The sequence below is a fragment of the Neobacillus niacini genome (assembly GCF_019749295.1).
GTDB classification, from domain to species: domain Bacteria; phylum Bacillota; class Bacilli; order Bacillales; family Cytobacillaceae; genus Neobacillus; species Neobacillus niacini_D.
Genome location: NZ_JACWFG010000012.1, coordinates 148,130 through 172,874 on the forward strand (window position 1 = coordinate 148,130; position 24,745 = coordinate 172,874).

Annotated in this window: 24 protein-coding genes and 1 pseudogene; 7 read left to right on the top strand and 18 right to left on the bottom strand. The window is 39.6% G+C overall.

Annotation, left to right across the window (positions count from 1 at the left end; genetic code table 11):
- Window positions 1–2 precede the first annotated feature (2 nt).
- The 6 genes from rbsK to H0184_RS17585 all read right to left on the bottom strand — a co-directional run bounded on the left by rbsK (window position 3) and on the right by H0184_RS17585 (window position 4,494).
- Complete coding sequence (rbsK, locus tag H0184_RS17560; RefSeq protein ID WP_221827325.1) at window positions 3–881, bottom strand: ribokinase; 879 nt, start codon at window positions 879–881, stop codon at window positions 3–5.
- Window positions 874–1,860 (bottom strand): LacI family DNA-binding transcriptional regulator, encoded by a 987-nt coding sequence (locus tag H0184_RS17565; protein ID WP_221827326.1) that lies wholly within the window; start codon window positions 1,858–1,860, stop codon window positions 874–876. Before H0184_RS17565 ends, rbsK begins: the two co-directional genes overlap by 8 nt.
- A gap of 140 nt (window positions 1,861–2,000) precedes the next feature.
- On the bottom strand, window positions 2,001–2,744 hold the full coding sequence (locus H0184_RS17570) for an amino acid ABC transporter ATP-binding protein (protein WP_313771789.1): 744 nt from the start codon (window positions 2,742–2,744) through the stop codon (window positions 2,001–2,003).
- Window positions 2,745–2,756: 12 nt separating this feature from the next.
- Window positions 2,757–3,422, bottom strand: coding sequence for an amino acid ABC transporter permease (locus H0184_RS17575; RefSeq protein ID WP_221827327.1), 666 nt, complete (start codon window positions 3,420–3,422; stop codon window positions 2,757–2,759).
- Between the two features lie 35 nt (window positions 3,423–3,457).
- Window positions 3,458–4,240, bottom strand: coding sequence for a transporter substrate-binding domain-containing protein (locus tag H0184_RS17580; RefSeq protein WP_221827328.1), 783 nt, complete (start codon window positions 4,238–4,240; stop codon window positions 3,458–3,460).
- 95 nt (window positions 4,241–4,335) lie between these two features.
- A complete protein-coding gene (locus tag H0184_RS17585) occupies window positions 4,336–4,494 on the bottom strand; it encodes a DUF1540 domain-containing protein (RefSeq protein ID WP_221827329.1) in 159 nt (52 codons plus the stop codon).
- A 357-nt stretch (window positions 4,495–4,851) separates the two neighbouring features.
- Here H0184_RS17585 and H0184_RS17590 point away from each other — a divergent pair, with 357 nt between their 5' ends.
- Window positions 4,852–5,400, top strand: coding sequence for a hypothetical protein (locus tag H0184_RS17590; protein WP_221827330.1), 549 nt, complete (start codon window positions 4,852–4,854; stop codon window positions 5,398–5,400).
- Between the two features lie 559 nt (window positions 5,401–5,959).
- On the opposite strand, the gene H0184_RS17595 is transcribed toward H0184_RS17590, so the two are convergent.
- Window positions 5,960–7,084 (bottom strand): ROK family transcriptional regulator, encoded by a 1,125-nt coding sequence (locus H0184_RS17595; RefSeq protein WP_221827331.1) that lies wholly within the window; start codon window positions 7,082–7,084, stop codon window positions 5,960–5,962.
- 216 nt (window positions 7,085–7,300) lie between these two features.
- On the opposite strand from H0184_RS17595, the gene H0184_RS17600 reads away from it, so the two are divergent.
- Genes H0184_RS17600 through H0184_RS17610 form a run of 3 tightly spaced genes read left to right on the top strand, consistent with a single transcriptional unit; the run spans window position 7,301 to window position 11,029 of the window.
- The gene (locus H0184_RS17600; RefSeq protein WP_221827332.1) at window positions 7,301–8,077 is read left to right on the top strand and encodes an SDR family oxidoreductase; all 777 of its coding nucleotides are present in this window, start codon (window positions 7,301–7,303) and stop codon (window positions 8,075–8,077) included.
- 28 nt (window positions 8,078–8,105) lie between these two features.
- The gene (locus tag H0184_RS17605) at window positions 8,106–9,635 is read left to right on the top strand and encodes an FGGY-family carbohydrate kinase (protein WP_221827333.1); all 1,530 of its coding nucleotides are present in this window, start codon (window positions 8,106–8,108) and stop codon (window positions 9,633–9,635) included.
- A 47-nt stretch (window positions 9,636–9,682) separates the two neighbouring features.
- Window positions 9,683–11,029: an MFS transporter gene (locus H0184_RS17610; RefSeq protein WP_221827334.1), complete on the top strand. Its 1,347-nt coding sequence runs from the start codon at window positions 9,683–9,685 to the stop codon at window positions 11,027–11,029.
- A 239-nt stretch (window positions 11,030–11,268) separates the two neighbouring features.
- Here the strand turns inward: H0184_RS17610 and rlmD are convergent, their stop codons facing one another.
- A complete protein-coding gene (rlmD, locus tag H0184_RS17615; protein ID WP_221827335.1) occupies window positions 11,269–12,642 on the bottom strand; it encodes a 23S rRNA (uracil(1939)-C(5))-methyltransferase RlmD in 1,374 nt (457 codons plus the stop codon).
- Between the two features lie 173 nt (window positions 12,643–12,815).
- Here rlmD and H0184_RS17620 point away from each other — a divergent pair, with 173 nt between their 5' ends.
- Entirely contained in the window at window positions 12,816–13,154 is a 339-nt protein-coding gene (locus tag H0184_RS17620; protein WP_221827336.1) for a hypothetical protein, read from the top strand.
- A gap of 994 nt (window positions 13,155–14,148) precedes the next feature.
- On the opposite strand, the gene H0184_RS17625 is transcribed toward H0184_RS17620, so the two are convergent.
- The 9 genes from H0184_RS17625 to H0184_RS17665 all read right to left on the bottom strand — a co-directional run bounded on the left by H0184_RS17625 (window position 14,149) and on the right by H0184_RS17665 (window position 21,487).
- Window positions 14,149–15,615: a nicotinate phosphoribosyltransferase gene (locus H0184_RS17625; protein WP_221827337.1), complete on the bottom strand. Its 1,467-nt coding sequence runs from the start codon at window positions 15,613–15,615 to the stop codon at window positions 14,149–14,151.
- A gap of 58 nt (window positions 15,616–15,673) precedes the next feature.
- On the bottom strand, window positions 15,674–16,222 hold the full coding sequence (locus tag H0184_RS17630; protein ID WP_221827401.1) for a cysteine hydrolase family protein: 549 nt from the start codon (window positions 16,220–16,222) through the stop codon (window positions 15,674–15,676).
- Window positions 16,223–16,329: 107 nt separating this feature from the next.
- Window positions 16,330–17,271 (bottom strand): diacylglycerol kinase, encoded by a 942-nt coding sequence (locus H0184_RS17635; protein ID WP_221827402.1) that lies wholly within the window; start codon window positions 17,269–17,271, stop codon window positions 16,330–16,332.
- Between the two features lie 180 nt (window positions 17,272–17,451).
- Window positions 17,452–18,363 carry an SLC5/6 family protein gene (locus H0184_RS17640; RefSeq protein WP_221827338.1) on the bottom strand — a complete coding sequence of 304 codons (912 nt, stop codon included), beginning with the start codon at window positions 18,361–18,363 and terminating at the stop codon, window positions 17,452–17,454.
- On the bottom strand, window positions 18,360–18,452 hold the full coding sequence (locus H0184_RS17645; protein WP_221827339.1) for an LPXTG cell wall anchor domain-containing protein: 93 nt from the start codon (window positions 18,450–18,452) through the stop codon (window positions 18,360–18,362). The genes H0184_RS17640 and H0184_RS17645 overlap by 4 nt, the downstream gene beginning before the upstream one ends.
- Entirely contained in the window at window positions 18,449–19,525 is a 1,077-nt protein-coding gene (locus H0184_RS17650) for a DUF6677 family protein (protein ID WP_221827340.1), read from the bottom strand. Before H0184_RS17650 ends, H0184_RS17645 begins: the two co-directional genes overlap by 4 nt.
- On the bottom strand, window positions 19,522–20,004 hold the full coding sequence (locus tag H0184_RS17655; RefSeq protein ID WP_221827341.1) for an anti-sigma factor: 483 nt from the start codon (window positions 20,002–20,004) through the stop codon (window positions 19,522–19,524). Before H0184_RS17655 ends, H0184_RS17650 begins: the two co-directional genes overlap by 4 nt.
- Entirely contained in the window at window positions 20,001–20,516 is a 516-nt protein-coding gene (locus H0184_RS17660) for a sigma-70 family RNA polymerase sigma factor (protein ID WP_313771790.1), read from the bottom strand. Before H0184_RS17660 ends, H0184_RS17655 begins: the two co-directional genes overlap by 4 nt.
- A 194-nt stretch (window positions 20,517–20,710) precedes the next feature.
- A complete protein-coding gene (locus H0184_RS17665) occupies window positions 20,711–21,487 on the bottom strand; it encodes a class I SAM-dependent methyltransferase (protein ID WP_221827342.1) in 777 nt (258 codons plus the stop codon).
- A gap of 109 nt (window positions 21,488–21,596) precedes the next feature.
- Between H0184_RS17665 and plsY the strand changes: the two genes are divergently transcribed.
- Window positions 21,597–22,223 carry a glycerol-3-phosphate 1-O-acyltransferase PlsY gene (plsY, locus tag H0184_RS17670; protein WP_221827343.1) on the top strand — a complete coding sequence of 209 codons (627 nt, stop codon included), beginning with the start codon at window positions 21,597–21,599 and terminating at the stop codon, window positions 22,221–22,223.
- Window positions 22,224–22,259: 36 nt separating this feature from the next.
- On the opposite strand, the gene H0184_RS17675 is transcribed toward plsY, so the two are convergent.
- On the bottom strand, window positions 22,260–22,811 hold the full coding sequence (locus H0184_RS17675) for a thioredoxin family protein (protein ID WP_221827344.1): 552 nt from the start codon (window positions 22,809–22,811) through the stop codon (window positions 22,260–22,262).
- A gap of 220 nt (window positions 22,812–23,031) precedes the next feature.
- On the opposite strand from H0184_RS17675, the pseudogene putP reads away from it, so the two are divergent.
- Window positions 23,032–24,509: pseudogene (putP, locus tag H0184_RS17680) on the top strand (sodium/proline symporter PutP).
- The last annotated feature ends 236 nt before the right edge of the window (window positions 24,510–24,745 follow it).

Consider the following 24,745-nt stretch of genomic DNA (forward strand, 5'->3'; position numbering starts at 1 on the left):
TTCTATAAACACCCTTCTACTTCTTCTCTTGTTGGCATTCCACCCTGTGCGCCAAATTTTGTTACAGACAATGAAGCAGCCCGATTGGCAAAACGAATGCTATTTTTTATACTATTTCCCTCGGCTATTGAAACTGCAAATGCTGCATTAAATGTATCGCCTGCACCGGTTGTATCAACGGTATTCACAACATAGGCCGGGACTAGCACCTCATTTTCGCCATCATAATAGCGGACCCCGTTTTTACCTTCTGTAACCAATAATTTATTTGGAAACTCCTTTAGAGCTTCATGGATATCCTTGTTCTCAAAAAGAACAGAAGCTTCCCATTCATTTGGAGTAATATAAGTTGCCTTTTCAATCACAGTTTTACTAATAGGTCTTGCGGGTGCTGGATTTAGTAATAAGGGTACATCGTTCGCAAAGCAAATCTCGGTTACATATTCCACTGTTTCCTCAGGAATTTCCTGCTGAATTAATACAATATCGGATTCAAGTATGACGTCTAGTGCCTTTTCAACAAAATCAGGAGTGACATAGTTATTCGCACCTTTAACTACAATAATGCTGTTATCGCCATCTGCAAGGGTAATATGTGCCGTTCCTGTTTCCGAATGTGTAACCGGTTCCACATAGGTTGTAAAAACACCATTGGAACTAAAATTGTTAACTACTTCTTCACCAAACCCGTCGGCACCTACACATCCCACCATATAAACTTCAGCACCGAGCCTGGCTGCTGCGACAGCCTGGTTAGCTCCTTTGCCACCAGGTACTGTCTTAAAGCTCTCCCCAAGAATCGTTTCCCCTTTATTTGGCCGTTTTGAAGCGGTTACAACCAGATCCATAGAAGAACTGCCAATTATCGTGATTTTAGTCATTTTTCTCAACCTTTCTCGTGGTTTGCCTCTCTATAAATGTAACAGGCATTTGTATATTCAATTGCTCTAATGGTTGTTTTTCAATAATTTTCATTAATAATTTCGCTGCTTCTCTTCCCATATCATAAGCTGGCTGTCTAATGGTAGAAAGCGGCGGGAACAGCAGCTTGCTAAGCGGTATATCATCATAGCCGATGATTTGTAAGTCATCTGGAATGGATCTTCCTATTCTTAGTGCCTCATGTAATATGGCTGCTGCACTAAGATCGTTGCTGGCAATTATGCCATCTGTTTCAGGAAATTTTTCAAATAAGGTTTTAGCCACTTTTTCTGCATCATGAAAGCTGAATGAAGACGTGATTACCTGAAAATCCACATTAGCATTACATAGCTCATCCACTGCACCTTTGAACCTGTCCTGTGCAGTTCTTACTTCAATTGGCCCTCTAAGTAACGCAATTCGCTTACTTCCCCTTTTGATGATTTCACGTGCTGCTTTTTTACCTCCATCTAAACCGTCTGCATAAACGGAGGGATGATTATTTGTGATCCGATCTAGAAATACAACCGGAATAGATAAGTCTTCGTAAAGTTCTGTTTCAGCTTGATTTGTTGCTGAAATAATCCCAATTACATTATTTTGTTTGAAAGTTTCTATATAATCTATTTCTTTTTTAGGTTTTTCATCAGCATTTCCAATAATCAAATGGAGTCCTTGTTCTTGCATTTCATCCTCTACTCCACGAGCTAATTCTGGAAAGAAGGGATTTCGAATATCCGGCAGCAATAATCCAATTAATCTAGACTTTTTCTTAAAAAGAGATCTTGCCACTTCATTTGGTTTGTAGTTTAGTTCTTTAATTGCCTCGTTTACTAGCTTCCTAGTATCTTCATGTGAATAACCTTTATTGTTTAATACTCTCGAAACGGTCGCCACGGATACTCCAGCTTTTTTGGCAACATCACGTATTGTAACCATTGATTCACCTCTTATGTGTAACCGGTTACACATATAGTACCATAATACATTATCGAACGCAACTTTGAATTAAGAATAAGTTTTAAAAGGAGTGAGACTGGAAGCCGCACTCCAATATGAAAAAAATTATAGATAAGTTTTTATTTTAACATGGTTGCTTGAAGGAATTCTTTTGTACGCTGCTCTTTTGGATGATCAAAGAATTCATTAGGACGATTTCTTTCTATAATTTTGCCATCGTCCATGAAGACAATCCAATCAGCAACCTCACGAGCGAAGCCCATTTCATGGGTCACCACTACCATCGTCATTCCTTCATCGGCTAACTCCTTCATGGCTGTCAATACCTCACCAACAAGCTGGGGATCAAGGGCAGATGTCGGTTCATCAAAAAGCATGATATCCGGCCTCATGGCCAGTGATCTGGCAATTGCTACACGCTGCTTCTGACCTCCAGACAATTTGCTGGGATAAACATTCGCCTTATCCTCTAAACCCACCTTTTGGAGCAGTTCCTTTGCTTCGGCAATGGCCTGGTCTTTTGGGATTTTCTTTACCATGGTGGGTGCTTCAATGACATTTTCAAGTACTGTTTTATGTGGGAAAAGATTAAAGTGCTGGAAAACCATCCCCACACTTTGGCGGACATTGTTAATATTGTGGGTATCCGGGTTAATTTCTTCCCCGCGGATTGAAATTCTCCCGCCTTGCCTTTTTTCTAAGAAGTTAAGGCATCGCAGCAGAGTACTTTTACCAGAGCCTGATGCCCCCACCAGGCAGACAACTTCACTTTCATATACGGACATATTTATATCTTTTAATACATGTAAACTGCCATAAGACTTTTGTAAGTTTTCTATTTTTATCATTTCTCGTTCATTCACTTTGTCGTCCTCCTATCGATCACTAACTGCCAATCTCTTTTCGAACAAGCTCACCAGCATCGTCAATACTGCAACAAGTACTAGATAATAAACGGCTACAATTAACAAGTAAGTCATTTCATCGAAATTATTGGAACCGAGTGTTGTCGAAACATTGAACAGTTCATTCATGGAAATAAAGGCTGCCAGAGATGAATCCTTAAGTCCTATAATAAATTGGTTTCCAAGTGGAGGCAGTGCCCTCTTAAATGCCTGTGGCAGAATAATACGGCGCATGGCTAGTATTCTGGTCATGCCAAGAGAGCGTGCCGCTTCCATTTGTCCTTTATCAATGGACTGAATCGTCCCCCGGAAAATTTCCGCAATATAGGCACCATTATGGAAGGCGAGCGCTAGAGCCGCTGCCCAAAAGTCAGGAATGAGGAAAATTCCGCTGAAGCCAAAATACAGAATGAAAATCTGGACAATGAGTGGAGTTCCCCTTACAAGGAATACATACGCATTTGAAATATACTCCAATACTTTAATCCTCGAAATTTTTAAAAGAGCAAAAAATAATCCGAATAATATCCCAATTAAAATGGAGACAACCGTAAGCTTCAATGTCAATAGAGCTGCATCTATAAAAAGGTCTTTGCTATTAATAAACGTATGTAAAAAGTGCGAAAAACTAGGCAAAATAACTACATCCTTTCTTTCTAATTAACAATCTATTATTCTGGTTTTCTAGTAATATCCTCACCAAAATACTCTTGACTGATTCGGGATAATGTTCCATCGTTACGAAGTCTTTGAAGTGCGTCATTAACCCGCTTAAGCAGGATTGGATTATCCTTCGGAATAACAATTGCCTGTTCGCTTCGTTCGATTAACTGCTGCCCCTGAATTTCGAAACCTTCCTTTTTTGCACTTTTACCAGTGACAAAATCAGTAATAACGGCTTCATGCCGGCCAATACTTAATGCTTTTAATGCTGTAATATCACTGTCGTACATTTTAATATTGCTGGTATACCTTTTGGCTGTATCAGCATAGGTGGACCCCTTTGCTACGGCAACTTCTTTTCCTTTTAAGTCCTCTACTGTTTTAATCTTGCTGTCAGGTCTTGTGAAGATTTGTGGACCTGAGTAATAGTAGGGTGTGGAAAAAGCAACTTGTTTGGCACGCTCAGGGTTAATAGTGTGGCTGGCAACTGCTGCATCTGCCCGTCCCGTTTTAATGCCCTCGATGAGTCCTTTGAATTTCATCCTTTTCTGGACTGGTTCAAGTCCTAATTCTTTTCCGACTGCGTTTCCTACCTCAATATCGAAACCAGTCATTGATAAATCATCATTACTTACATAGCTAAAGGGCTTAAATTCCCCTGAAGCTGCAAAAATAAACTTCTCCTTATCTATCAGCTTTGTTCCATCTGGCAGCTGGTCCTTTTGGATACAGCCAGTCAGCATCCCCATCAGAAATAAGCACGATAGAATCATTATGTATCGCTTTTCCATGCTTGATTTTCTCCTCTCTCGTTCAAGCTATACCGTTATTACTTATAAAAGGACTGCTTTTCTGCTTCTTAAGCAAAAAAACAGTCCCCCATTTTTCATTCACGAAGCTCGAAGGTTTTGCAAGCTGTTTCTTCCACTGTATCAGCCTGTCTGCTGCCGTGTGGACCTATGACATATATGGAGTCAGCCACACATTGGTCGCCATCAGCCCAATACTTGCAGTTTTCAACATTACATTTCACTTCCAATTTCATATTGTGCCACCCCCTCTAATAGATTTTCTTATTTAATACCCCCTTCAAGGTTGGTTGAAACAAGATTTTTCTACCAAGGCTTTCGACCTGCCCAAGCGGTCTATCTATTTAGAATCCTTTATTCTCTTAAATAATTTGAATTCTCATAGGGATTAATAAATAGTTTTTCATAAAAAAAAGGCAGATGTAATCTGGAAATTCCTCCATTGATAACATCTGCCTCTTATTTTCGTATCAACAGCTAGTCCCGCAATTCTAGTTTAGCAATTGACTTACACAGCAAATTTTTCTAGTTAAGATTCTTTGTTTATCGGGTATATAAAAATATTCTACATCGAATAATTTAGGAGGATAATCATGTTTGAATTCGCAGACATAATAAAATTTCTAATCTCCTTTTTCGTAATCCTTCCTATCGTTACTCTTATCCATCTAAGCGGGCATATTTTTTTCGTTACACTCTTCAGAGGATCAGAGAAGAAAATCATAATAGGATGCGGGCCAATGGTATTTTGCATTTGGAATATTGAGGTAAGGAAATACTACTTCTGGAATGGGGCCTGCGAGTTTAAATCGTTAAAGCATGATAACCGTGTCACGAACACCTTAATATACCTTGGCGGGTCTTTATTCAACCTGATAAGTATCTTTCTGGTACAGGCCTTCATTTCTCAAGGAATTCTAGATAGTTCAGTTTTTTGGTCTCAGTTTACCTATTTCTCATTTTATATTTTATTTTTCTCCCTATTTCCTATGTATTTTTCAGATGGATCGCCCAGTGACGGGAAGGCGGCAGTACTCGCATTGAAAAAACAAGATGAAAAGAAAATAAGTGATGATATTCAATTCAGGAAAATTGAAGAGCAGGATAAACCCGAGGAACGATTCAGGGTTTGTAATAAGTAACTGATTTTTTTGTTTTTAAAAGTCTATTTCTTTAATGAAAGGAATACTCCCCTCAGCAGCAGGATCCCCCTATTTGGGGTCTGCTGCTTCTTTTAAACGATTTGCGAGACGCACTCAACATGCCTAGCCCCTACATTACCGATAATTTGGATATTACAAATTCAAAAGTTAATAAATTAATAAAACATATTAGTGTAAAAAAACGGCATCCCTTTAATTGGGTACCGTTTTCAAACTTTCAATTATTTAGAATAATTCCTAATTGACGGAAATTTCATACAAATTGAACCTTACCATTTTTAACCTGTAAAAACGTTGATAAGTCAACCTTTGTTCAATAAGCTGTATAACCGCTACGCACTCCACGTGCGCAGAGTGTATGTGGCAACACATGAGGTGTTGGTGAGTTACACTTCATTTTTTACTATTCTTAATCGCAGACTATTTCAACACTAGTTGCGCAACGCACTCAACTTGCCAGAATGTATGTGGCAACACATGAGGTGTTGGTGAGTTTTCAGAGACAGCAGAACTGTTCTGATGCCTTACACATGATTCATTAAATTTCATTCAAAAATGACTGAATAAATGGTATAGCGGCGCCTATAGGTACTCCATTTTCCGGTGAACGGCTGATATAAATAAATGGGTCATTGCTAGGAAATGCCGCTTTTTCATTTACTTTTTCATGAAGAATTTCGATATCTTCCTCCGTTAAGTAAGCAGATAGATGACCACCTAGAATAAAATCTCTATTTAGAACAAGATGGATATTGTTGATTGAAATGGCTAAATAATCTAAAAAGGCATTCCACCGCTTTACAAAAGAAGGGATTCTGGAACGTACCTGTAGAAAAAAGAAATCTAATGTTTCGTCTTCCTCTAGAAGTGCATTAACAGAGCTAAATGTTTCCATGCATCCTTTCTTCCCGCAGTAACAAACTGGACCATCTGGATGAATCGTCATATGTTCAACTGTCCCACTATGCCCTTCTTTTCCCATATAGATTTGACTATTTATGATAATCGCACCCCCAAGGTGCGGACCAATCGATAGATAAACTGCATCGCCAATATCATTTCTAACCCACAACTCTGTTGTTGCCGCACACTTTGCATCATGTAAAAACATACATGGATAAGGGAGATACTGTGAAAACACTTCAATGCCTAATCCTGTAGCAACTAATATTTTTCCGTAAGTAATATTTTTTCCGTCATTGGACGTTAATCCTTGTACGGCAAAGCCAATACCTAGAATCTTCTCTTCAATCACATCGAGAGACGAGATGAAAGATTGTATAGCTTTACTTAACTCTTTGTAATAACGATCTTCATTGGAATAATCCATCGCTAGTCTCTCTTGCTGAAAAGCAGACCCAAGCAAATCAATGGCCAGAATCTGTACACTCCTCTTCTGAATCTCTACTCCTATGCTAATCCGAGCCTGAGGGCAAATGGCATAAGCCGCTGCACGCCTTCCCACAGAAGATTCAAACTGCCCGCTCTTCTCAATCAATTTTTCTTTTTCCAAGCGAACAAGGTTCTGAGTGACCGTCGGTAAACTCAAATGAAGTTGATTGGCAATTTCTTGTTTCGAAAGCTTCTCATTTTGAAAAATGAGGTGGTAGATCGATGAGTAATTGCCTTTTTTTATATCTTTAAATGTAATGCTGTTATCCATGGAGAAAATACCTCATTTTATAAACCAATTTTATAAAAACATTTACCTTAACTGCATCAAATATATCACAATAGCGGATATAATCACAGTTTGTCATAAAGTATCCGCCAATTTTAAATTTAATATTTATTGACTATCAGAAAAAATCGCTTTATTATGTAAATATATTTTATAAAAGTATTTTACAAAATAAATTAATAAAAGGGAATGAAGAAAATGGGGATTATTGAAAAAATGAGATTGGACGGAAAAAAGATTTTTGTAACAGGCGGCGCAAGGGGTATCGGTAAAAGTGTGGCAACGGCTTTTGCTGAAGCAGGAGCAGATATAGCGATTGTGGACTTGGATATTGAGGAAGCCACAAAGACAGCTAAGGAACTTGAAGAAAATAACCGTATCAAGTCAATTGCGATCAAAGCAGATGTCACCAACCCGGCAGATGTAGATGCCATGATCGAAACCATACTAGAAGCATTTGGTCGTTTAGATGTTGCTTTTTGTAATGCGGGCATCTGCATGAATGTACCAGCAGAGGAAATGACCTTTGAACAGTGGAAAAAAGTCATTGATATTAATCTTACCGGTGTATTTTTAACGGCCCAGGCTGCTGGAAAAGTCATGTTAAAACAAGGCGGCGGTTCGATTATTAATACGGCTTCGATGTCAGGACATATTGTGAATGTGCCGCAGCCACAGTGCTCATATAACGCCTCTAAAGCAGGAGTCATCCAGTTAACCAAATCACTGGCAGTGGAATGGGCAACAAGAAATGTACGGGTAAATTGTATCAGTCCAGGATATATCGGAACAGAACTTACCCTAAATTCTCCAAGCTTACAGCCATTGATCCAACAGTGGAATGAAATGGCACCGCTTCACCGAATGGGTAGACCAGAAGAACTTCAGTCCATTTGTGTTTATCTGGCAGGAGACACTAGCAGCTTTACTACAGGATCTGACTTTGTCATCGATGGAGCTTTCACTTGCATTTAATAGATTAATAGATTAGGAGGATTCATCAATGAATTACTTACTCGGTACAGATATCGGAACATCCGGTACCAAAACAATCCTAATGGACACAGAAGGCAATCTGATTGCTCAAGATTTACAGGAATACGATGTGTTAACCCCAAAGCCATTATGGGCCGAGCAATGGCCGGATGTATGGCTGGATGCAACGAAAACATCGATTAAAAACACGGTACAAAAGTCAGGAATATCCGCAGAAAAAATCCGCGGGATCGCCATTAGCGGGCTATATGGAGGTTCAGGAATTCCATTGGACGAAAACATGGAACCTGTTAGGCCGTGCATGATTTGGATGGACCGAAGAGCCGAAGGAGAAACACAGTGGGTCTTAGATCATATTGGAGAAGAAAAACTCCGCGAAATTACCCATAATGGAGCCGACCCTTATTACGGCTATACCAAAATGTTATGGATGAAAAATCATGAACCAGAAAATTGGCAGAAAACCAAGCTATTCCTTCCACCGAACGATTATGTGATTTTTAAATTAACAGGAGAAATTGCAATTGATTATTCGTCTGCAGGAAATATCGGCGGAATTTTCGATATGAATAACCGAACCTGGTCTAAAGAAATGTTGGATGCCATGGGAATTCCTCTGTCGCTGATGCCGGAGAAAGTCGTGGAATCAACTGACATTGTAGGTGGATTGACAAAGGAAGCCGCAGCGGAGTTGGGGCTTTCGGAAGGAATGCCTGTTGTAGCCAGTGGGATTGACTGTGGTGCTGCCAATATCGGCCTTGGCGTATTTGAATCTGGTATTTATGCAGCAGCCATTGGAACTTCGATGTGCGCAGCCTTAATTTCCGATCAACCAGTGAAAGGCAAGGATCTGATTGTCTGGCCTTATTTATATGATGCGAAAAGACTTTCCTATTATTTTGCCGGCGGCGCTACAGCTGGAGCGATTGTAAAATGGTTCCGTCAAACGATGTGTCAATATGAATTGGAAATAGAAAAAGCAGGCGGGAAAAATGCCTATGATGTGTTAAATGAACAGGCCGCAGACATTTCAGTTGGAAGCGATGGGTTAATCGTCCTTCCTTACTTTATGGGAGAAAGAAGCCCTATTTGGGATTCTGATGCAAAAGGTACTATCGTGGGACTTTCATTGGCACATACAAAGGCTCATATTTATCGTGCCTTTCTGGAAGCGGTCGCCTTTTCCTTGCGGGATGCTATTGAAGCGACCGGAGAAAATCTAGGTGAATATATTTTACTTGCCGGCGGCGTTACAAAATCAAAATTGTGGAGACAAATTTTTGCCGATGTCACTGGCTATCCAGTGGTTTGCCCGATATATGATGTAGAAGCAAATATGGGCGATGTCATGCTTGCTGGAATTGGGACAGGTCTTCTTTCTTATGAAGATGTAAAGCAATGGCAGGTTCTCGATCAGAAAATTATGCCCAATAAAGAGAATCATAGGAAATATAATGACTATTACCAAGTTTATAAATCTATCTATCAAAATTTAAAATCTGACATGAAAACGTTGACAAGACTTTCTGCAACCTGATTTGAGCATATGCTTTACCAATTTTAAAAAAAGGATATGTGATAGAAATGAATAAATGGAAAAAAAGAATTGGATACGGGGCGGGCGACTTCGCCTGCAACCTCGTATTTAGTACAATGGCGTCTTACCTGTTGTTTTTTTATACTGATGTCTTTGGGATCACCGCAACTGTTGCCGGTACCTTAATGTTAGTAACCAAAATCATTGATGCCTTTGCCGATACCGGTATGGGATTATTGGTTGACCGGACTCGTACTAGATGGGGACAAGGAAGACCCTACTTCATAATCGGAGCCATTCCGTTTGCTGTCTTTACCGTCATGACCTTTATTGTTCCGGATTTCAGTATGTCAGGAAAGATCCTCTGGGCGTATATCACTTATTGCTTGTTGAATATTGCTTATACGGTAGTTAATATCCCATTAAATACGATTGTACCGAGGTTAACTTCCGATAACCACGAGCGAAACTGGTTAGTATCGACTCGTATGATTTGCGCGTTAATTGGAACCGCTTTAGTCATGACGATCACGACGCCGATGGTTAATTTCTTCGGTCAAGGAGATAACCAAAAGGGTTATTTGATTACGATGTCCGTTTATGGCATTGCTGCGGTGTTCGTATTTGTGTTTACCTTTATGAATACTAAGGAGGTAGTTCCGCCAACCGTTCAACCAGGAAAATCTTCTTTTAAACAGGATTTCAAAGGATTGACTGGCCCTGCCGTTATTTTCTTTATCTTGAACTTTCTTTACTTTGGTCTTTTTGTCATTAGAAATACGACCGTTATCTACTATTTCACGTATAATCTGGGCCGTCCGGATTGGCTGACGTTCGTAGGACTTTTCGGTATTCTCTCAGGTCTGCCAATGTTGCTGCTTTTGCCTTGGCTCCAAAAGAAAATGCCGAAGAAAAATGTATTGCTTCTCAGTACAGTCATTTATATTCTTGGAGATTTTGTCATTTATTTTGGAAAGTCATCACCTGTCCTACTGATTGCCGGCTTAGCAATTACCGGACTTGGTATCTATGGCATCTTCGGCACCACTTTTTCGATTCAGCCGGATGTTATTGATTATTCAGAGTACAAAAACCATCGAAGTATTGCGGGGATGATTGCCGCTTTCCAAGGATTTTTTGTAAAAGTAAGCTTAGGCCTTGGAAGTGCACTTGTAGGAGTTATTTTGAAAATGGGTGGCTATATCCCGAATGTTAAACAAACTGCAACCGCTTTAAATTATATTGAAACCAGCTTTATCTGGATACCACTAATCATCTGTATACTAATCGCAATCACCATGATTCCCTATAAACTTGATGCTAAACGGGCAGAAATGGACTTAGAACTTGAACGCCGCCGATCAGAAGCAACACCAATTGAAAATGTTGTTTGATGCATTGAGACGGTTCCTTTAGGGGACGACTAATCAGTTAAGTGTGAAGGAAAGTAGAGAGCACTGTCTCTCTGCTTCTTCATACTTTAATTCGGTTAGGTGTATAATAAGTTGGTATGTTATCAGAGTTTGTTATGCCAGAAAAAGCCCGGATTCGTAATCGAACAAACCCGGGTTGATATTGAATTAGAATCGACAATCGGTAATGTTTATTTTTATGAGATGTGTTTATTATTATTTTACACTTTTAAAATGAGCTGCGAGACACACTCCACATGTGTCGTCTGCGGAAACATATCAACAGGCTGTACTTCAACGGTTTTATAACCGCCATCTTCTAAAATCCTTAAATCACGAGCCAAAGTGGCTGGGTTACAAGAAACGTAGACAACCTTTTTCGGCTTCATTTCAATAATCGTTTGCAAAAATGTTTCATCACAGCCCTTGCGCGGTGGATCTACAACCAACACATCAGCTGAATTCCCTTCTTTATACCACTTCGGAATTACAACTTCCGCTTCCCCGGCTGCAAACTCCACATTATTCATACCATTAAGCTCTGCATTCCGTTTCGCATCTTCAATCGCTTCTGGTACCACTTCTACTCCGAAAACCTTCTTTGCCTTTTGGGCTAAAAATAAGGAAATGGTTCCAATCCCGCAATAGGCGTCGATGACAGACTCTTCCCCAGTAAGCCCTGCGTATTCTAATGCCTTGTCATAAAGAACCTTCGTTTGAACCGGGTTCACCTGATAGAAGGACAGCGCAGAGATAGCAAACTTAACATCACCTATTAAATCATAGATTACTTCATTGCCCCAGAGGACGGTTGTTTTCTCTCCAAGGATCACATTTGTACGCTTTGAATTCACGTTATGTACAATCGACTTTACTTTCGGAAGGCGGGCGATAATCTTCTCCACTAACTTGTCTTTGTTTGGAATATCAGCTGTTCTGGTAATAAGCACAACCATCAGTTCGCCTGTTTGTTGACCATAGCGTGCCATAATATGGCGAAGGACACCTTTATGAGACTCCTCTTGATAGGGAGAGATTCCTAACTCACTGCATATTACCTTAACTGCTTGAACGGCTTCATTAATTTCAGGCAGCTGGATCAGACTCTCGTCTGTGTCCACGATTTCATGACTTCTAGGTTTAAAAAATCCAGCAATCAGCTTACCGTCCTTCTCACCGACTGGAACCTGTGCTTTATTTCGATAATGCCATGGGTTTTCCATTCCTAGAATTGGGTGGACTGTCACGTCCTCTAGCTTACCAATACGAGTCAGCACCTGACGCACTTGATTCTCCTTGTATTTCAGCTGTCCTTCATAACTGATGTGCTCAAGCTGGCATCCGCCATACTTATGCAGCTCACTGCCGGGCACTTCTACACGGTATGGGCTTTTTTCATAAAGTTCAATTAAACGTCCGAAGCCGTAGCCTTTGTTTACTTTAATGACTTTAATCTGTGCCTTTTCACCGGGCAGACCATTGGGAATGAATAATGGAAAGCCTTCAACCTTCGCGACCCCTGCACCATCATGAGTTAAATCTTCAAATACAACATCTATATAATCATTTTTTTGAACGGGTATTTTTTTTTTCATTTTTTACTTCCTTTACTCCGATTTGACTAGCAAGATTGTATCATAAACCCAATCTAATTGCGAAATCAGCCATACATTGATTCTATCCAATTTACTTTCGCGTAAAATGTCGGAGCATTTTAATTTAACAATATAACAAAAGTGTTTATAATTAAAACCATTCCCAGAAGGAGGTGATTACGATAAAGAAGGAAAAAATTCTTTCGATCGCATTGCTCCTTGCCTTCGTATCCTTTACCGTTTTTCTTCACCAGTCTAAGACCATTACTCATCTGCATCATGAACATAAAGCAGTCTTAACAATTGATGAGTGGAATACACAATCAACATCTGACGATGAAGATAAACATCTATACCATCTATACTTTATTGGAGCATTTGCCTTAATTTCACAGATCGTAGTCACCCTTCACAGAGCTTCCCCAAGAATACACACCAAGAGTCTTATTTTCCTTCTACCCGTTTTTCATCAATCGAATTACGTGATCTCCTCTCCTGAATTGTTAAATTAAGAATTTACAATAAGGGAGGAATAATGAATGTGGATTCGCTTTTTGATGATTGGTGTATTTTCCTTAACAGCAGCAGGAATGCTTACGTATCAAGGCATAGAAATTTATCATGCTTTCATGGATTTCTTTAAAAATAAATAAAGTTTAAGGTTGAATCCCGCGGAACTTTGGCAATGGTATCGCGGGATTCTTAGTTTATTTTCCGCGAGCTCCTAGCCTTCGGAAACGCTCTTTCTTCATTAAGCTGTTTTCGGGTTCTCATCTTTCTTATGAGTGACCGCTCTTTCTTCTTTTAGCCATTCTCGGGCTCTCATCTTCCTTATGAGTGACCGTTCCTTCTTCTTTTAGCCATTCTCGGGCTCTCATCTTCCTTGAGTGACCGCTCCTTCTTCTTTTAGCTATTCTCGGGCTCTCATCTTCCCCATGAGTGACCGTTCCTTCTTCTTTTAGCTATTCTCGGGCTCTCATCTTCCTTATGAGTGACCGTTCCTTCTTCTTTTAACCATTCTTGGGCTCTCATCTTCCTTATGAGTGACCGCTCCTTCTTCTTTTAGTCCTTCTCGGGCTCTCATCTTCCTTGAGTGACCGTTCCTTCTTCTTTTAGCTATTCTTGGGCTCTCATCTTCCTTATGAGTGACCGCTCTTTCTTCTTTTAACTATTCTCGGGCTCTCATCTTCCTTATGAGTGACCGCTCCTTCTTCTTTTTGCTATTCTCGGGCTCTCATCTTCCTTGAGTGACCGTTCCTTCTTCTTTTAGCCATTCTCGGGCTCTCATCTTCCTTATGAGTGACCGTTCCTTCTTCTTTTAGCCATTCTCGGGCTCTCATCTTCCTTATGAGTGACCGTTCCTTCTTCTTTTAACCATTCTCGGGCTCTCATCTTTCTATCTTAGAAATCTTCCTATTAATTCTGTAAGTCTCCACGATCATCCAGCAAACCCACTTGTTCCAAACAAAAAGACACCCTAAAAAAGGGTGCCATACACATACAAATCTATTCAGCCTTCATTTTGACTACTTTTTCTTTTACTTCTTCAATATTTCTCATTTTGTTATCCCAGCATTTTTGGCTGAGATCGACAGGGTATTCTTCCGGATTCATGGTCCGCTTATACTCATCCCATAGGGCGTCAAGGTTTTGCTTTACATAGTCCCGTGACTCCTCAAGACATGGCATTTCATAAACAAGCTCACCGTTGGAATAAATCACTTCGTGAAGCTCTTTTGCTGTGAAGTTCGTAACGATTTTATTCATATACGTATGCGTCGGATGGAACATTCTTAGCTTCTTCTCAGGCAGCTTTTCATCCGCGAGTGCTATATAGTCCCCTTCTGCATGATTATTCTTATTGTTAATGATTCGATAAATCTTCTTAATGCCTGGCGTGGTTACTTTTACAGGATTAGAAGAGATTTTAATCGTATCCTGCATTTTACCGTTCTCGTCTTCAATGGAAACAATCTTGTAGACAGCTCCTAATGCAGCTTGCTCGTAAGCGGTAATAAGCTTTGTCCCAATTCCCCAGCTATCAATTTTCGCACCTTGTGCTTTCAAATTGAGAATGGTGTATTCGTCGAGATCACTTGAAGCAAATATTTTTGCATCCTTGAATCCGGCCTCATCCAGCATTTTACGGGCTTCCTTTGAGAGATAGGCAAGGTCACCGCTGTCTAAACGGATTCCTATGAAATTAATTGTGTCTCCCATCTCCTTGGCGACTTTAATCGCATTTGGAACACCCAAACGAAGAGTATCATATGTATCAACCAAAAAGACACAATCCTTATGCGACTCAGCATATTTTTTGAATGCTAGATATTCGTCCTTATAGGCTTGAACCATCGAGTGCGCATGTGTACCAGAAACGGGAATTTGGAACAGTTTACCTGCCCGAACATTACTAGTTCCATCAAAACCAGCTAGGTATGCCGCCCGCGTTCCCCAAATAGCCGCGTCCATTTCTTGTGCCCGGCGTGTACCAAACTCCATTGCTATTTCACTGCCTAGAACCTGTTTAATCCTAGAAGCCTTCGTAGCAATTAATGTTTGATAATTAATGATGTTCAGTAGTGCCGTTTCAATCAACTGAGCTTCACAAAGCGGTGCATCTACGCTTAAAATCGGCTCATTTCCAAAAACAAGCTCGCCTTCTTTCATACAGCGAATGGTACCCGTAAAGCGCAAGTCCTTTAAATAGGCTAAAAAGTCATCTTGATAGCCGACTTCATTTTTTAAATACTCCAGATCATCTTCTGAAAAGCGGAAACCCTGGATAAACTGAATGACTTTTTCCAAGCCGGCGAATACCGCGTATCCATTCCCAAAAGGAAGCTTACGGAAAAATAATTCAAACACTGCACGTTTATTATATCTGCCGTCTCTCCAATAGGTTTCTACCATATTGATCTGGTATAGATCAGTATGCAGTGCTAAGCTATCATCCTGATAAATGTTTTTCATCATAACCCTCCGAACAACTACTTTTTCAACATATTTAACAATTTTACCATTATAAAAACTATTTAACCAGCGCCCCAAGGGATTGTTCAAAATGCCCTAATGCCCATTCATGACCTTTTAGATTAAATGATGCTGTTGCGTCCTTATAGACTACAATATTAAAACCTTTATTGTACGCGTCAACTGCAGTGTGTAGAACACAAATATCTGTACACACTCCAACGAGATGCAATTCGGTAATTCCTCTTTCCCGCAGCTTGATTTCAAGGTCTGTACCAGCGAAAGCGGAGTATCGTGTTTTATCTATGTAGTGAACATTTTCTTTTTCTTTATTAAATTCATAAACAGTTTGCAGTCCGCCAAATAAATCCCTTCCTGACATTCCACGGATATTATGCGGCGGAAATAGTTTTGTTTCTGGATGATAGGTATCTCCCTCATCATGAACATCAATAGCAAAGACAACATAATCACCTTTATCAATAAATTCACGTGTCAATTGCACAATTTTCTCTTCGATTAAACGTCCCGGCTCACCGCAGGTTAACGCTCCTGCATCAGCGACAAAATCGTAAGTATAATCAATATTAATTAATGCCTTTTTCACCATTTACTCCCCACCCCTTTAAAATTACTATCTATAACATATTTCTATATTGCCACAATTTATTCCTCTAAACTAAAAAGCCCGTTCCTGTATGGAACGAACTTTCCTTAGCTGTATCTTTGTCCCGGTACCCAATCGGTTGGTTTATCGAGTGGTCGAATATCATCGAGTGGAACAAATACCTCTAAATGACGATAAAGGTTAGCAAACTCTGCTGGCAGTAACCCGCCAAATTCACCATCAAGGTTTAGTTGTACCTTTTCACTAGAATGGACTTTAATACGGCTTGCCTTCGCATAAATCACATTAGGGTCGTTAACATGCTCACCACGAATGGCTAAAGTAGCAACTCGCACAAACTCTGCCAGATTAATTTTTTTCAAAATAAGCAATGAAAATAATCCATCATTGATCGATGAATCTGGAGCAATCTTTTCAAAGCCTCCGATTGAATTGGTCAGCCCTACAAGGAATAACATCGCTTCCCCTTCAAAAAGCTTGCCATCATACTCAATACTTAAATCCGATGCTTTAATGGAAGGAAGCATTTCCATTCCTTTTAGATAGTAGGCAAGCTGCCCCAGCATCGTCTTTAATTTACTTGGAACCTCGTATGTAAGCTCCGTGATTCTCCCGCCGCCGGCGATATTAATAAAATATCGGTCATTGATTCGGCCAATATCCACCGGAATTCGTTCACCTTTTGTAATAATATCAACCGCTGCACCAATGTCTCTTGGAATATGGAGAGCTCGGGCGAAATCATTCGTTGTCCCTGCAGGGATAATTCCTAATTTTGGTCGAAACTCCTGCTCAGCAAGGCCATTTACCACTTCATTTATCGTGCCATCCCCGCCTGCCGCAATTACAACATCATATTGTCGTTCTACTGCTATTCGAGCGGCAGCCGTTGCATCACCGGCACCTGTAGTCGCATGGCAAGAGGCCTCATATCCGGCAACCTCAAGTTTTTCTAGTATCTCTGCTAGATGACGCTTAAGAATTTCCCGTCCTGAAGTAGGATTATATATTAATCGTGCTCGTTTCATCATTCATCATCCTATTTTTATGAAATCAATAAAGGGCATATGATGGGTCTCTTCTATATTCTACCAATTTACTCCTTGGCTTACAATTATTAACCCAAGACACAGATATTATTCTATCCATATCTCCGCCGTCTACTATCATACCCTTTTTTTATTTTTTTGCAAAAAATAAAATGTGAGCTAGTTACTATTTAAAGTAACATAACTAGTATTCGAAATTGTTATATGGTACTGACCTTCACCAGATCGATGAACTGCATCTACACGATCTCCTTGATTTGGGTCACCATCACTAGTTATATTCCATGCACCGTCGGCTCCACTAACTCCATGTACATCAATTGCTTCAATGTTCAAATTGCTAGTGTCAGCAACTTTTACATCTAGTGATGCGGCACCATTAATACTCCAATTATTCTCAAGCGCCCGTGGATTTAAAATAATGTCCGCACCTGTACTAATTACTTCTAGTTCCACACCCCTTGGAATGAGAATAGTTGAAGCTACTTTTGGATGACTATAAAAAGGGCCCAATTCGTTTGGAAGTGTCTTCACATTTACGTAAAGCGTATCTCCCTTTCTGTTTGCATACACATAATCATCTGCACTCGCTAAGAGCTTCTCGTTTTTCGCAGCCTGTGTTCGATACGTACCAAACATCGATACCTCTTTTTCATCACTTGCTTCAATAGTCGTTTGGTATCCTGCGGTCCTAAGTACAACACGTTTGATACTATCATCCATTTGGTAGGAAAAGTCCGGCAGTTCAAAGGAACGTTCTTCTCTAGCAACCACTTCCTCCACTTTTCCCATAATACCGGTTGCACTAAGAGTCGCAAAGACTATCCCTGCCATACCGAGCAAGCCGACAAAGAGGATACTGACAAAATCATATTTTAGAATGGGCTTCTCCTGCTTCGAGAAGAACAGGTAGAGTAGAATTTCAATCCCAAGAACGATTAATAATACCGGCCACCATGCCGTCATCACATGGGCTAAATCAAAGCCTAGGAAACGTGAGAGAAAAAGGAAGAGACCAAGAAATACGAGCGAGGCCCCCATCGAAAACGTACCAACACGCCAAGTTCTCATGCCTGTTCCTCCTTACTTTTTCTAAAAAGGAACCCAATGCCCGCTCCAATTAAGAGTACCCCTGTTAGTGTGTTTTTCCACTTTTTCATGATTTTTTCTCCTCCCTTTTTTGCTTGCTGCCAGATAAAAGCTTAATACCTCCGCCAATTAACAGCACACAGACAATCCCTGTTTGAAAATATCTTTGAACCCAGTACATTAAATCAATCTGAATCATATTTGACAACATTGGGGCAAAAACAGGAATAACCACATTCACGAATAGATAATAAATTCCCATCGCTACTAAGCCAATTCCAACCCATTTTTGATGATTAATTAAGTAAGAAATGATTGGAACATCTTCAATTTCTTCCTCACCATATTTTGAAACATTCTGCATTGCGTCGAAGAAGCTATAAAACCAGATAATCGGAATCAAAAACAAGAAGATTCCAAGACGTAAAATGTCTAAAATGTAAATTGAAAATAAAAAGGCTGCCATTAGCTGAATTCCACGTTTTTGTAAGCCTAGATACAGGTGTCCAGCCCCAGGGAAAATCGATAGGAAAGTGGCAATGGATTTACTCTTCTTTCCGTCTTCTCTTCGTGTTTCAAAGTCTTCAAAAATCGTCCGATCAATAAGCTCCTCGCCGCGTTGTTTTTTGTTTAACTGCTGTACTGAGTCAAAAAATCCGTATACCCAGATAATCGGTAATCCCGCTAGGAAAACAAGAAATTCTGAGCGGCTGCTAAGAGCTGTTATGAAAATCACCATAATACCAAGCCCCAAAAACGCTGCTAACAATGTGAGCCCCCGGTTCATCAGCCCCAGCTGAAAATGACCTAAACCAGGTACAAATGACAGCACAATGGTGTAAAAGCGTTCTGACTCTTGTGTTGTCTGTGTTTGCGGCTCATCTGGGTTCACTGCTTTTAACACTTTCTTTTGCTTGGAAATTTGAACACCCAAGTCTATAAAGCTGACCAAATAAATGAAGATACCTACCATAAAGCAAAGAATTGCCACTTCACCCGCGTTGGAGAATAACGCAATAACGGTAATGAATGCTAAACCCACTACAGACAGTAAGTAAAGTACCCCCCGAATCATGTTACCGAAATAAATATGACCGAGGCCGGGAAATAACGATAGTGTTAACGCCTTTGTTGAACTTTTCATTTTTTATTTGCCTCCTTTTTCTCTAAAGAATCCATCCATGCAAATGTCTTATCGATAACGCCTTCTGTCACTGTAAGCTTTTTTTCCTTACTATTCTGTGGTGCTTCTACAGCACTTGCATACGTAGCAAGAGATTGGAACACTCCTGAAAAAGTAAGCAATAGTGTTGCAGCAGCTGCGATTAAATAGTGGAAAGATGCCTGCTGATAGAAGGGCTTTTTCGTTTTTACAGACTGCTTCACCGCTGCTGGTTTTTCAACGTCCTCTTTTTGCTTAGAAACCTCAGCCATTACCAGGTCTGTAAAGCTGGTTTCGTTTGAAAGGACTGGAAGTGATGATTCATGTTCTGTTATAGCCTGTAAGTATTGCTCTAAACATTGATCGCATGTATATAAATGACTTTCGAGTTCCTCACGGTTCTTATTACTGAAATCGTCTTTTACGTAACGCAGCCACTCATCATAACTGTAATGCTTCATGAAAAATCGTCCTCCTTCCAATTCTTTTTCATCCAAACCCGTGCCCGATATAGCTTTGTTTCAATTGTTTTCACCTGTACATTTTGTTCCTCTGCCAATTGCTGATAACTTTTTTCAGCTATATAGAAACCATAGATAACATCACGATAATTCTCAGGCAGCTCATCAAGTCTTTTTCTTACGAGCGTTTGCCTTTCATTTATGATGAGTTCTTTCTCCACGCCATCCTTTGGAGTGCCAAATGCCTGCTGCTCCAAAGCCTCTATCACTTCTTCTTTTCTGCGTGCCTGCTTTCTCTTTATATCAATTGCATGATTTACAGCTATTCTCGTTATCCACGTCTTAAAGCCTTGATTTTCATATTGGGAGAGAGAAGTATAGATTTTCATGAATACTTCTTGGGCGGCATCTTCTGCTTCCTTTTGATCGCGTAGAACAGCAAAGATGGTCCGGAACACATCATTGCGGTATTTCTCAACCAAAAGGCGAAAGGCATGATCACTGCCGTCCACTACTTTTTGTATTAATACTGAATCACTAATCGCTCTCTCCCCCTTTCTTTCGCGACCTTCACTTAATAGACGAGACGAACGTTCTAGACCCCTACACTTTTAAAAAAATATTTTTTCATAAAATAAATACTAGCATAAAAAAACGTGCGGTATAGTCGCACGTTTTTGGTATATATCTATTCTTTGATCTATTATTACAGTTTTAATATACAAACATTACACTCGTGTGGAATGACGAAGGGATCTTGATCAGAAATAGATTCTGATAAATCCTGAAGTGCTTTCATTCTAACACCCTCTTGTAATCCTGCAAGCCAGGAGACCGATTCCATTCTCTCTATCCAATCCTGCTTTGAAAAGGTAACACTGTAGTTAAGTTTATAAAAGTCACTCAATCCAAAACCATTCTTCTGCCATTCAGCAAACCATTCAATCGGAAAGCCGTTAATTCTCTGCATAGAATCCGCCTTTGAGCCAGCAGGTTTTAATCCGCCGCTAACATATTTAGATAATACTTCAAATGTCTTCTCAACTACTTCTGAACCAGCAAGAAAGCCAGAATCAATAACGATTAATGTTCCCTTTTCTCTTAATATTCGTTTTGTTTCTATAATCGCCTTTTCGCGGTCAAACCAATGCCAAGCACGCATAACTGTTACCAAATCAAACTGGGAATCTAATAAACCCGTATTTTCAGAAAAGCCTTGCACATATGGAATACTATAGTTTCTTGTCTTATTAAAATCTATGGCAAGCTGGAGTAACTCCGCCGAAGGATCCACTCCTATGACATCTGCTTTCCTCATTGCCATCTTTCTTGATAAGGCTCCTGTACCACAGCCAATATCTGCAACTTTTTTCCCATCCAAAGAAATTCCGCGGATGAATAGACTATCCATTAAACTTACGGGAATATCTTCTCTCGCTTTCGCATAACTTTTAGCAACTTGACCAAAATCTATCTGTCCCATGTCGGTCGCTCCTTTTATATTTCCTTTTTAAGGAATCATTAAAATCATACCATTGTATTATGGTAAAATGCTATTGTTATAGAAGATACTCTGACAAAGGAATGATGATATGCTTTGGTTGTTACTGCTTTCCTCCTATTTGATTGGAAGCATTCCGACTGCGCTGATTGTGGGCAAGCTGGTATTCGGAGTTGATATTCGCGACCATGGAAGTAAAAATCCGGGTGCCACCAACACGTTAAGGGTTCTTGGAAAAGGATCTGCCATTATCGTGGTCCTTGTTGATATTGGTAAGGGGGCACTTGCTGCTTACCTGCCTTTATACTTCAACCTTGATGTTGAACCACTTTACTTTGGTCTTTTAGCGGTAGTAGGACACTGCTTCCCTATTTTTGCCGGCTTCCGCGGTGGAAAAGCCATCGCAACAACTGCTGGAACTTTAGCAGTAGCAAATTTCCCGCTGGCTTTAATTGCTTATGTAACGTTTTTCTTAGTGATCTATTTATCAAAGTATGTATTTTTGGGCTCTATTTCGGTTGGGCTCAGCCTTTTGATTTATTCTTACTTTTCTTCTGAAGTCGATTTTGAACTTATCTTTTTATTTTTCACTTTATTTCTAATTTATCTTCACCGCTCTAATATTCGTAATCTCATCTTAGGAATTGAACCGAAATTTAATGATAAGAATCTTATCAATGACCGTATTCCCCCAAAAAACAGTAATTTTAAAATGTAAAAAGAATCCCTGGCTGCTGTCAGGGATTCTTTATTTTTACAAGATGGCTGTCATAATACTGTTGGCTACTGTTTGCCAAATAGATGAATCATTCTGATAAGATGCCCCAAGAGTTTTGTATAATGCCATTTGCTTCTCTTGGAAATCAGGAGCTTCCTTATCAGGCAGTTCTGCACGGCCCTTTTCTACAAGAGCTTGCATTTCTGGTGCACGCGGTCCCCAAACTCCCACTTCATTACCATCTTGATCAATGAAAATAAAGATCGGAATCGCTCTTGAGGTACCATTCGTTAAATATTGGTCCATTAACTCAAGGTTTTGATCCCTTAATACAAAACGAACCTCTATATTGGCTGCTTCAGCCACTTTTAGTAACACCGGGTTATTTAGCATGGCGTCACCACACCAATCCTCCGTAAGAACAATAGCTCTTAATTTTTTGGACTGGATTGCTTCAAGTTTCTTTTTATCACCTTGTGTTAACTCAAAGCGATCATAAATAGAAGTCATTTCTTCTTTATTTCGAGTCATTGAGCTTATGTACTCATCTTTCGTTAAACCCTTTTGAAACCAAGAATTTAATTCCAAATTAAACACTCCCTTCTATTTCTTTTATCATAGCCCTTTCAATTCTTAGTTACAAATGAAAGGATTTCTACCTTTTGTACTACTATTCCAAGAGCATTTTAACCTATTTTAAAAAAGTAAAAAAATAGTAGTAGATATAGTTATACCTAGTTGCTAGAATATTTTATATATATAAAATATTATTTTAATTTATTCCTAACATAACTAAGGGGGCAAAAGGATGTCCAATGAAACACTACAGCTTGTATCCATTGGTATTTACCTTGCGATGATGCTTTTTATCGGATGGTATTCTTATCGAAAGACTAGAAATCTAACAGACTATATGCTTGGAGGCAGGTCTTTAGGACCTGCTGTAACTGCATTAAGTGCTGGAGCCGCTGATATGAGCGGGTGGCTATTAATGGGTTTACCAGGAGGAATTTATGTAACTGGTTTAGCAGATGCATGGATTGCAATTGGTTTAACAATTGGAGCATATCTTAATTGGTTATTAATTGCACCTCGCCTTCGCTCCTATACTCAGGTTGCCAACGATTCAATTACGATTCCAAGTTTCCTAGAAAACCGTTTTAAAGACAACACCAAACTCCTACGGATTGTATCTGGTATCGTTATTCTAATCTTCTTTACTTTCTATGTTTCCTCAGGTTTAGTATCTGGAGCAGTCTTTTTTGAAAGTTCCTTTGGAACAAGCTACCTTACAGGACTTTTAATTGTCGGTGGTGTTACCATTGCTTACACATTATTTGGCGGGTTTCTTGCCGTTAGTTACACCGACTTTATTCAAGGATTAATGATGTTGATTGCCCTGCTTCTTATTCCCGCAATGGAATCTTTGCAGTAGGTGGTCCTGCAGAAACGTTTGACACGATTCGTGCTATTGATCCAACATATCTTGATTTCTTTAAAGGAACAACAACTTTAGGGATAATTTCTGCTATGGCTTGGGGACTTGGTTATTTTGGTCAGCCGCATATCATTGTACGTTTCATGGCCATTACAACGATAAAAGAAACAAAAAGTGCCCGCCGCATTGGTATGGGCTGGATGATATTCTCGCTAATAGGTACCATCTTTACTGGATTCATTGGTATAGCTTACTTCCATAATAATCCACAACATAAATTAGAGAACCCAGAGGCGGTATTTATTGAACTAAGTCAGATTCTATTCCATCCCTTATTTGCTGGATTTGCTTTAGCAGCCATTCTTGCAGCCATTATGAGTACTATTTCATCACAATTAATCGTTACATCGAGTGCATTAGTTGAAGACTTATATAAAGTAATCATGAACAAAAAGGCATCCGACAAACAACTAGTCTTTTTAGGAAGAATGGCTGTTCTTTTGGTAGCAGTTGTTGCTGCCATCCTTGCTCTTGATCAAAACAACACCATCCTAGACCTTGTAGCATATGCATGGGCAGGCTTCGGAGCTGCCTTTGGTCCAATTATTATTCTTAGCTTGTTCTGGAAGAAGATGACCAACTGGGGTGCTCTATCCGGTATGATTGTGGGTGCTATAACCGTTATTGTTTGGAAAAACGTTGGACTTGGTGAAACTCTTTATGAAATCGTACCTGGTTTCGTTTTTAACTTAATCGTTTCTTATATCATCAGCATAATTACGTATAGGAAAAATGATGCCATTGAAAAGGAATTTAATGAAAGTGTAAGCCTATTAAAAAAGGAATAGAGTTTTTCAGAAATGCCTGGATATCAAAACCCGGGTATTTTTTATCTTTCTGACTGACAAGGTTCTCCTTTTACTTGCTAATCAAACGTTTGATTAGTTTTGATCCTACCCTTAATACTAAAGCTTTTTACTTTTAAAAACGGTAGAATTATGTCATTTAACCAATCATTTGATTAAATAGCGATGAAATGCTTAAACGAAAGGCTTTTTGTTCAAATCCTAGTAAACTTATTGTC

Excerpts from the sequence above, each read along its gene's own strand:
- rbsK (WP_221827325.1), bottom strand. The coding sequence starts at position 881 with ATGACTAAAATCACGATAATTGGCAGTTCTTCTATGGATCTGGTTGTA.
- H0184_RS17565 (WP_221827326.1), bottom strand. The coding sequence starts at position 1,860 with ATGGTTACAATACGTGATGTTGCCAAAAAAGCTGGAGTATCCGTGGCG.
- H0184_RS17580 (WP_221827328.1), bottom strand. The coding sequence starts at position 4,240 with ATGGAAAAGCGATACATAATGATTCTATCGTGCTTATTTCTGATGGGG.
- H0184_RS17585 (WP_221827329.1), bottom strand. The coding sequence starts at position 4,494 with ATGAAATTGGAAGTGAAATGTAATGTTGAAAACTGCAAGTATTGGGCT.
- H0184_RS17590 (WP_221827330.1), top strand. The coding sequence starts at position 4,852 with ATGTTTGAATTCGCAGACATAATAAAATTTCTAATCTCCTTTTTCGTA.
- H0184_RS17595 (WP_221827331.1), bottom strand. The coding sequence starts at position 7,084 with ATGGATAACAGCATTACATTTAAAGATATAAAAAAAGGCAATTACTCA.
- H0184_RS17600 (WP_221827332.1), top strand. The coding sequence starts at position 7,301 with ATGGGGATTATTGAAAAAATGAGATTGGACGGAAAAAAGATTTTTGTA.
- H0184_RS17605 (WP_221827333.1), top strand. The coding sequence starts at position 8,106 with ATGAATTACTTACTCGGTACAGATATCGGAACATCCGGTACCAAAACA.
- H0184_RS17610 (WP_221827334.1), top strand. The coding sequence starts at position 9,683 with ATGAATAAATGGAAAAAAAGAATTGGATACGGGGCGGGCGACTTCGCC.
- rlmD (WP_221827335.1), bottom strand. The coding sequence starts at position 12,642 with ATGAAAAAAAAAATACCCGTTCAAAAAAATGATTATATAGATGTTGTA.
- H0184_RS17625 (WP_221827337.1), bottom strand. The coding sequence starts at position 15,615 with ATGAAAAACATTTATCAGGATGATAGCTTAGCACTGCATACTGATCTA.
- H0184_RS17635 (WP_221827402.1), bottom strand. The coding sequence starts at position 17,271 with ATGAAACGAGCACGATTAATATATAATCCTACTTCAGGACGGGAAATT.
- H0184_RS17640 (WP_221827338.1), bottom strand. The coding sequence starts at position 18,363 with ATGAGAACTTGGCGTGTTGGTACGTTTTCGATGGGGGCCTCGCTCGTA.
- H0184_RS17645 (WP_221827339.1), bottom strand. The coding sequence starts at position 18,452 with ATGAAAAAGTGGAAAAACACACTAACAGGGGTACTCTTAATTGGAGCG.
- H0184_RS17650 (WP_221827340.1), bottom strand. The coding sequence starts at position 19,525 with ATGAAAAGTTCAACAAAGGCGTTAACACTATCGTTATTTCCCGGCCTC.
- H0184_RS17655 (WP_221827341.1), bottom strand. The coding sequence starts at position 20,004 with ATGAAGCATTACAGTTATGATGAGTGGCTGCGTTACGTAAAAGACGAT.
- H0184_RS17665 (WP_221827342.1), bottom strand. The coding sequence starts at position 21,487 with ATGGGACAGATAGATTTTGGTCAAGTTGCTAAAAGTTATGCGAAAGCG.
- plsY (WP_221827343.1), top strand. The coding sequence starts at position 21,597 with ATGCTTTGGTTGTTACTGCTTTCCTCCTATTTGATTGGAAGCATTCCG.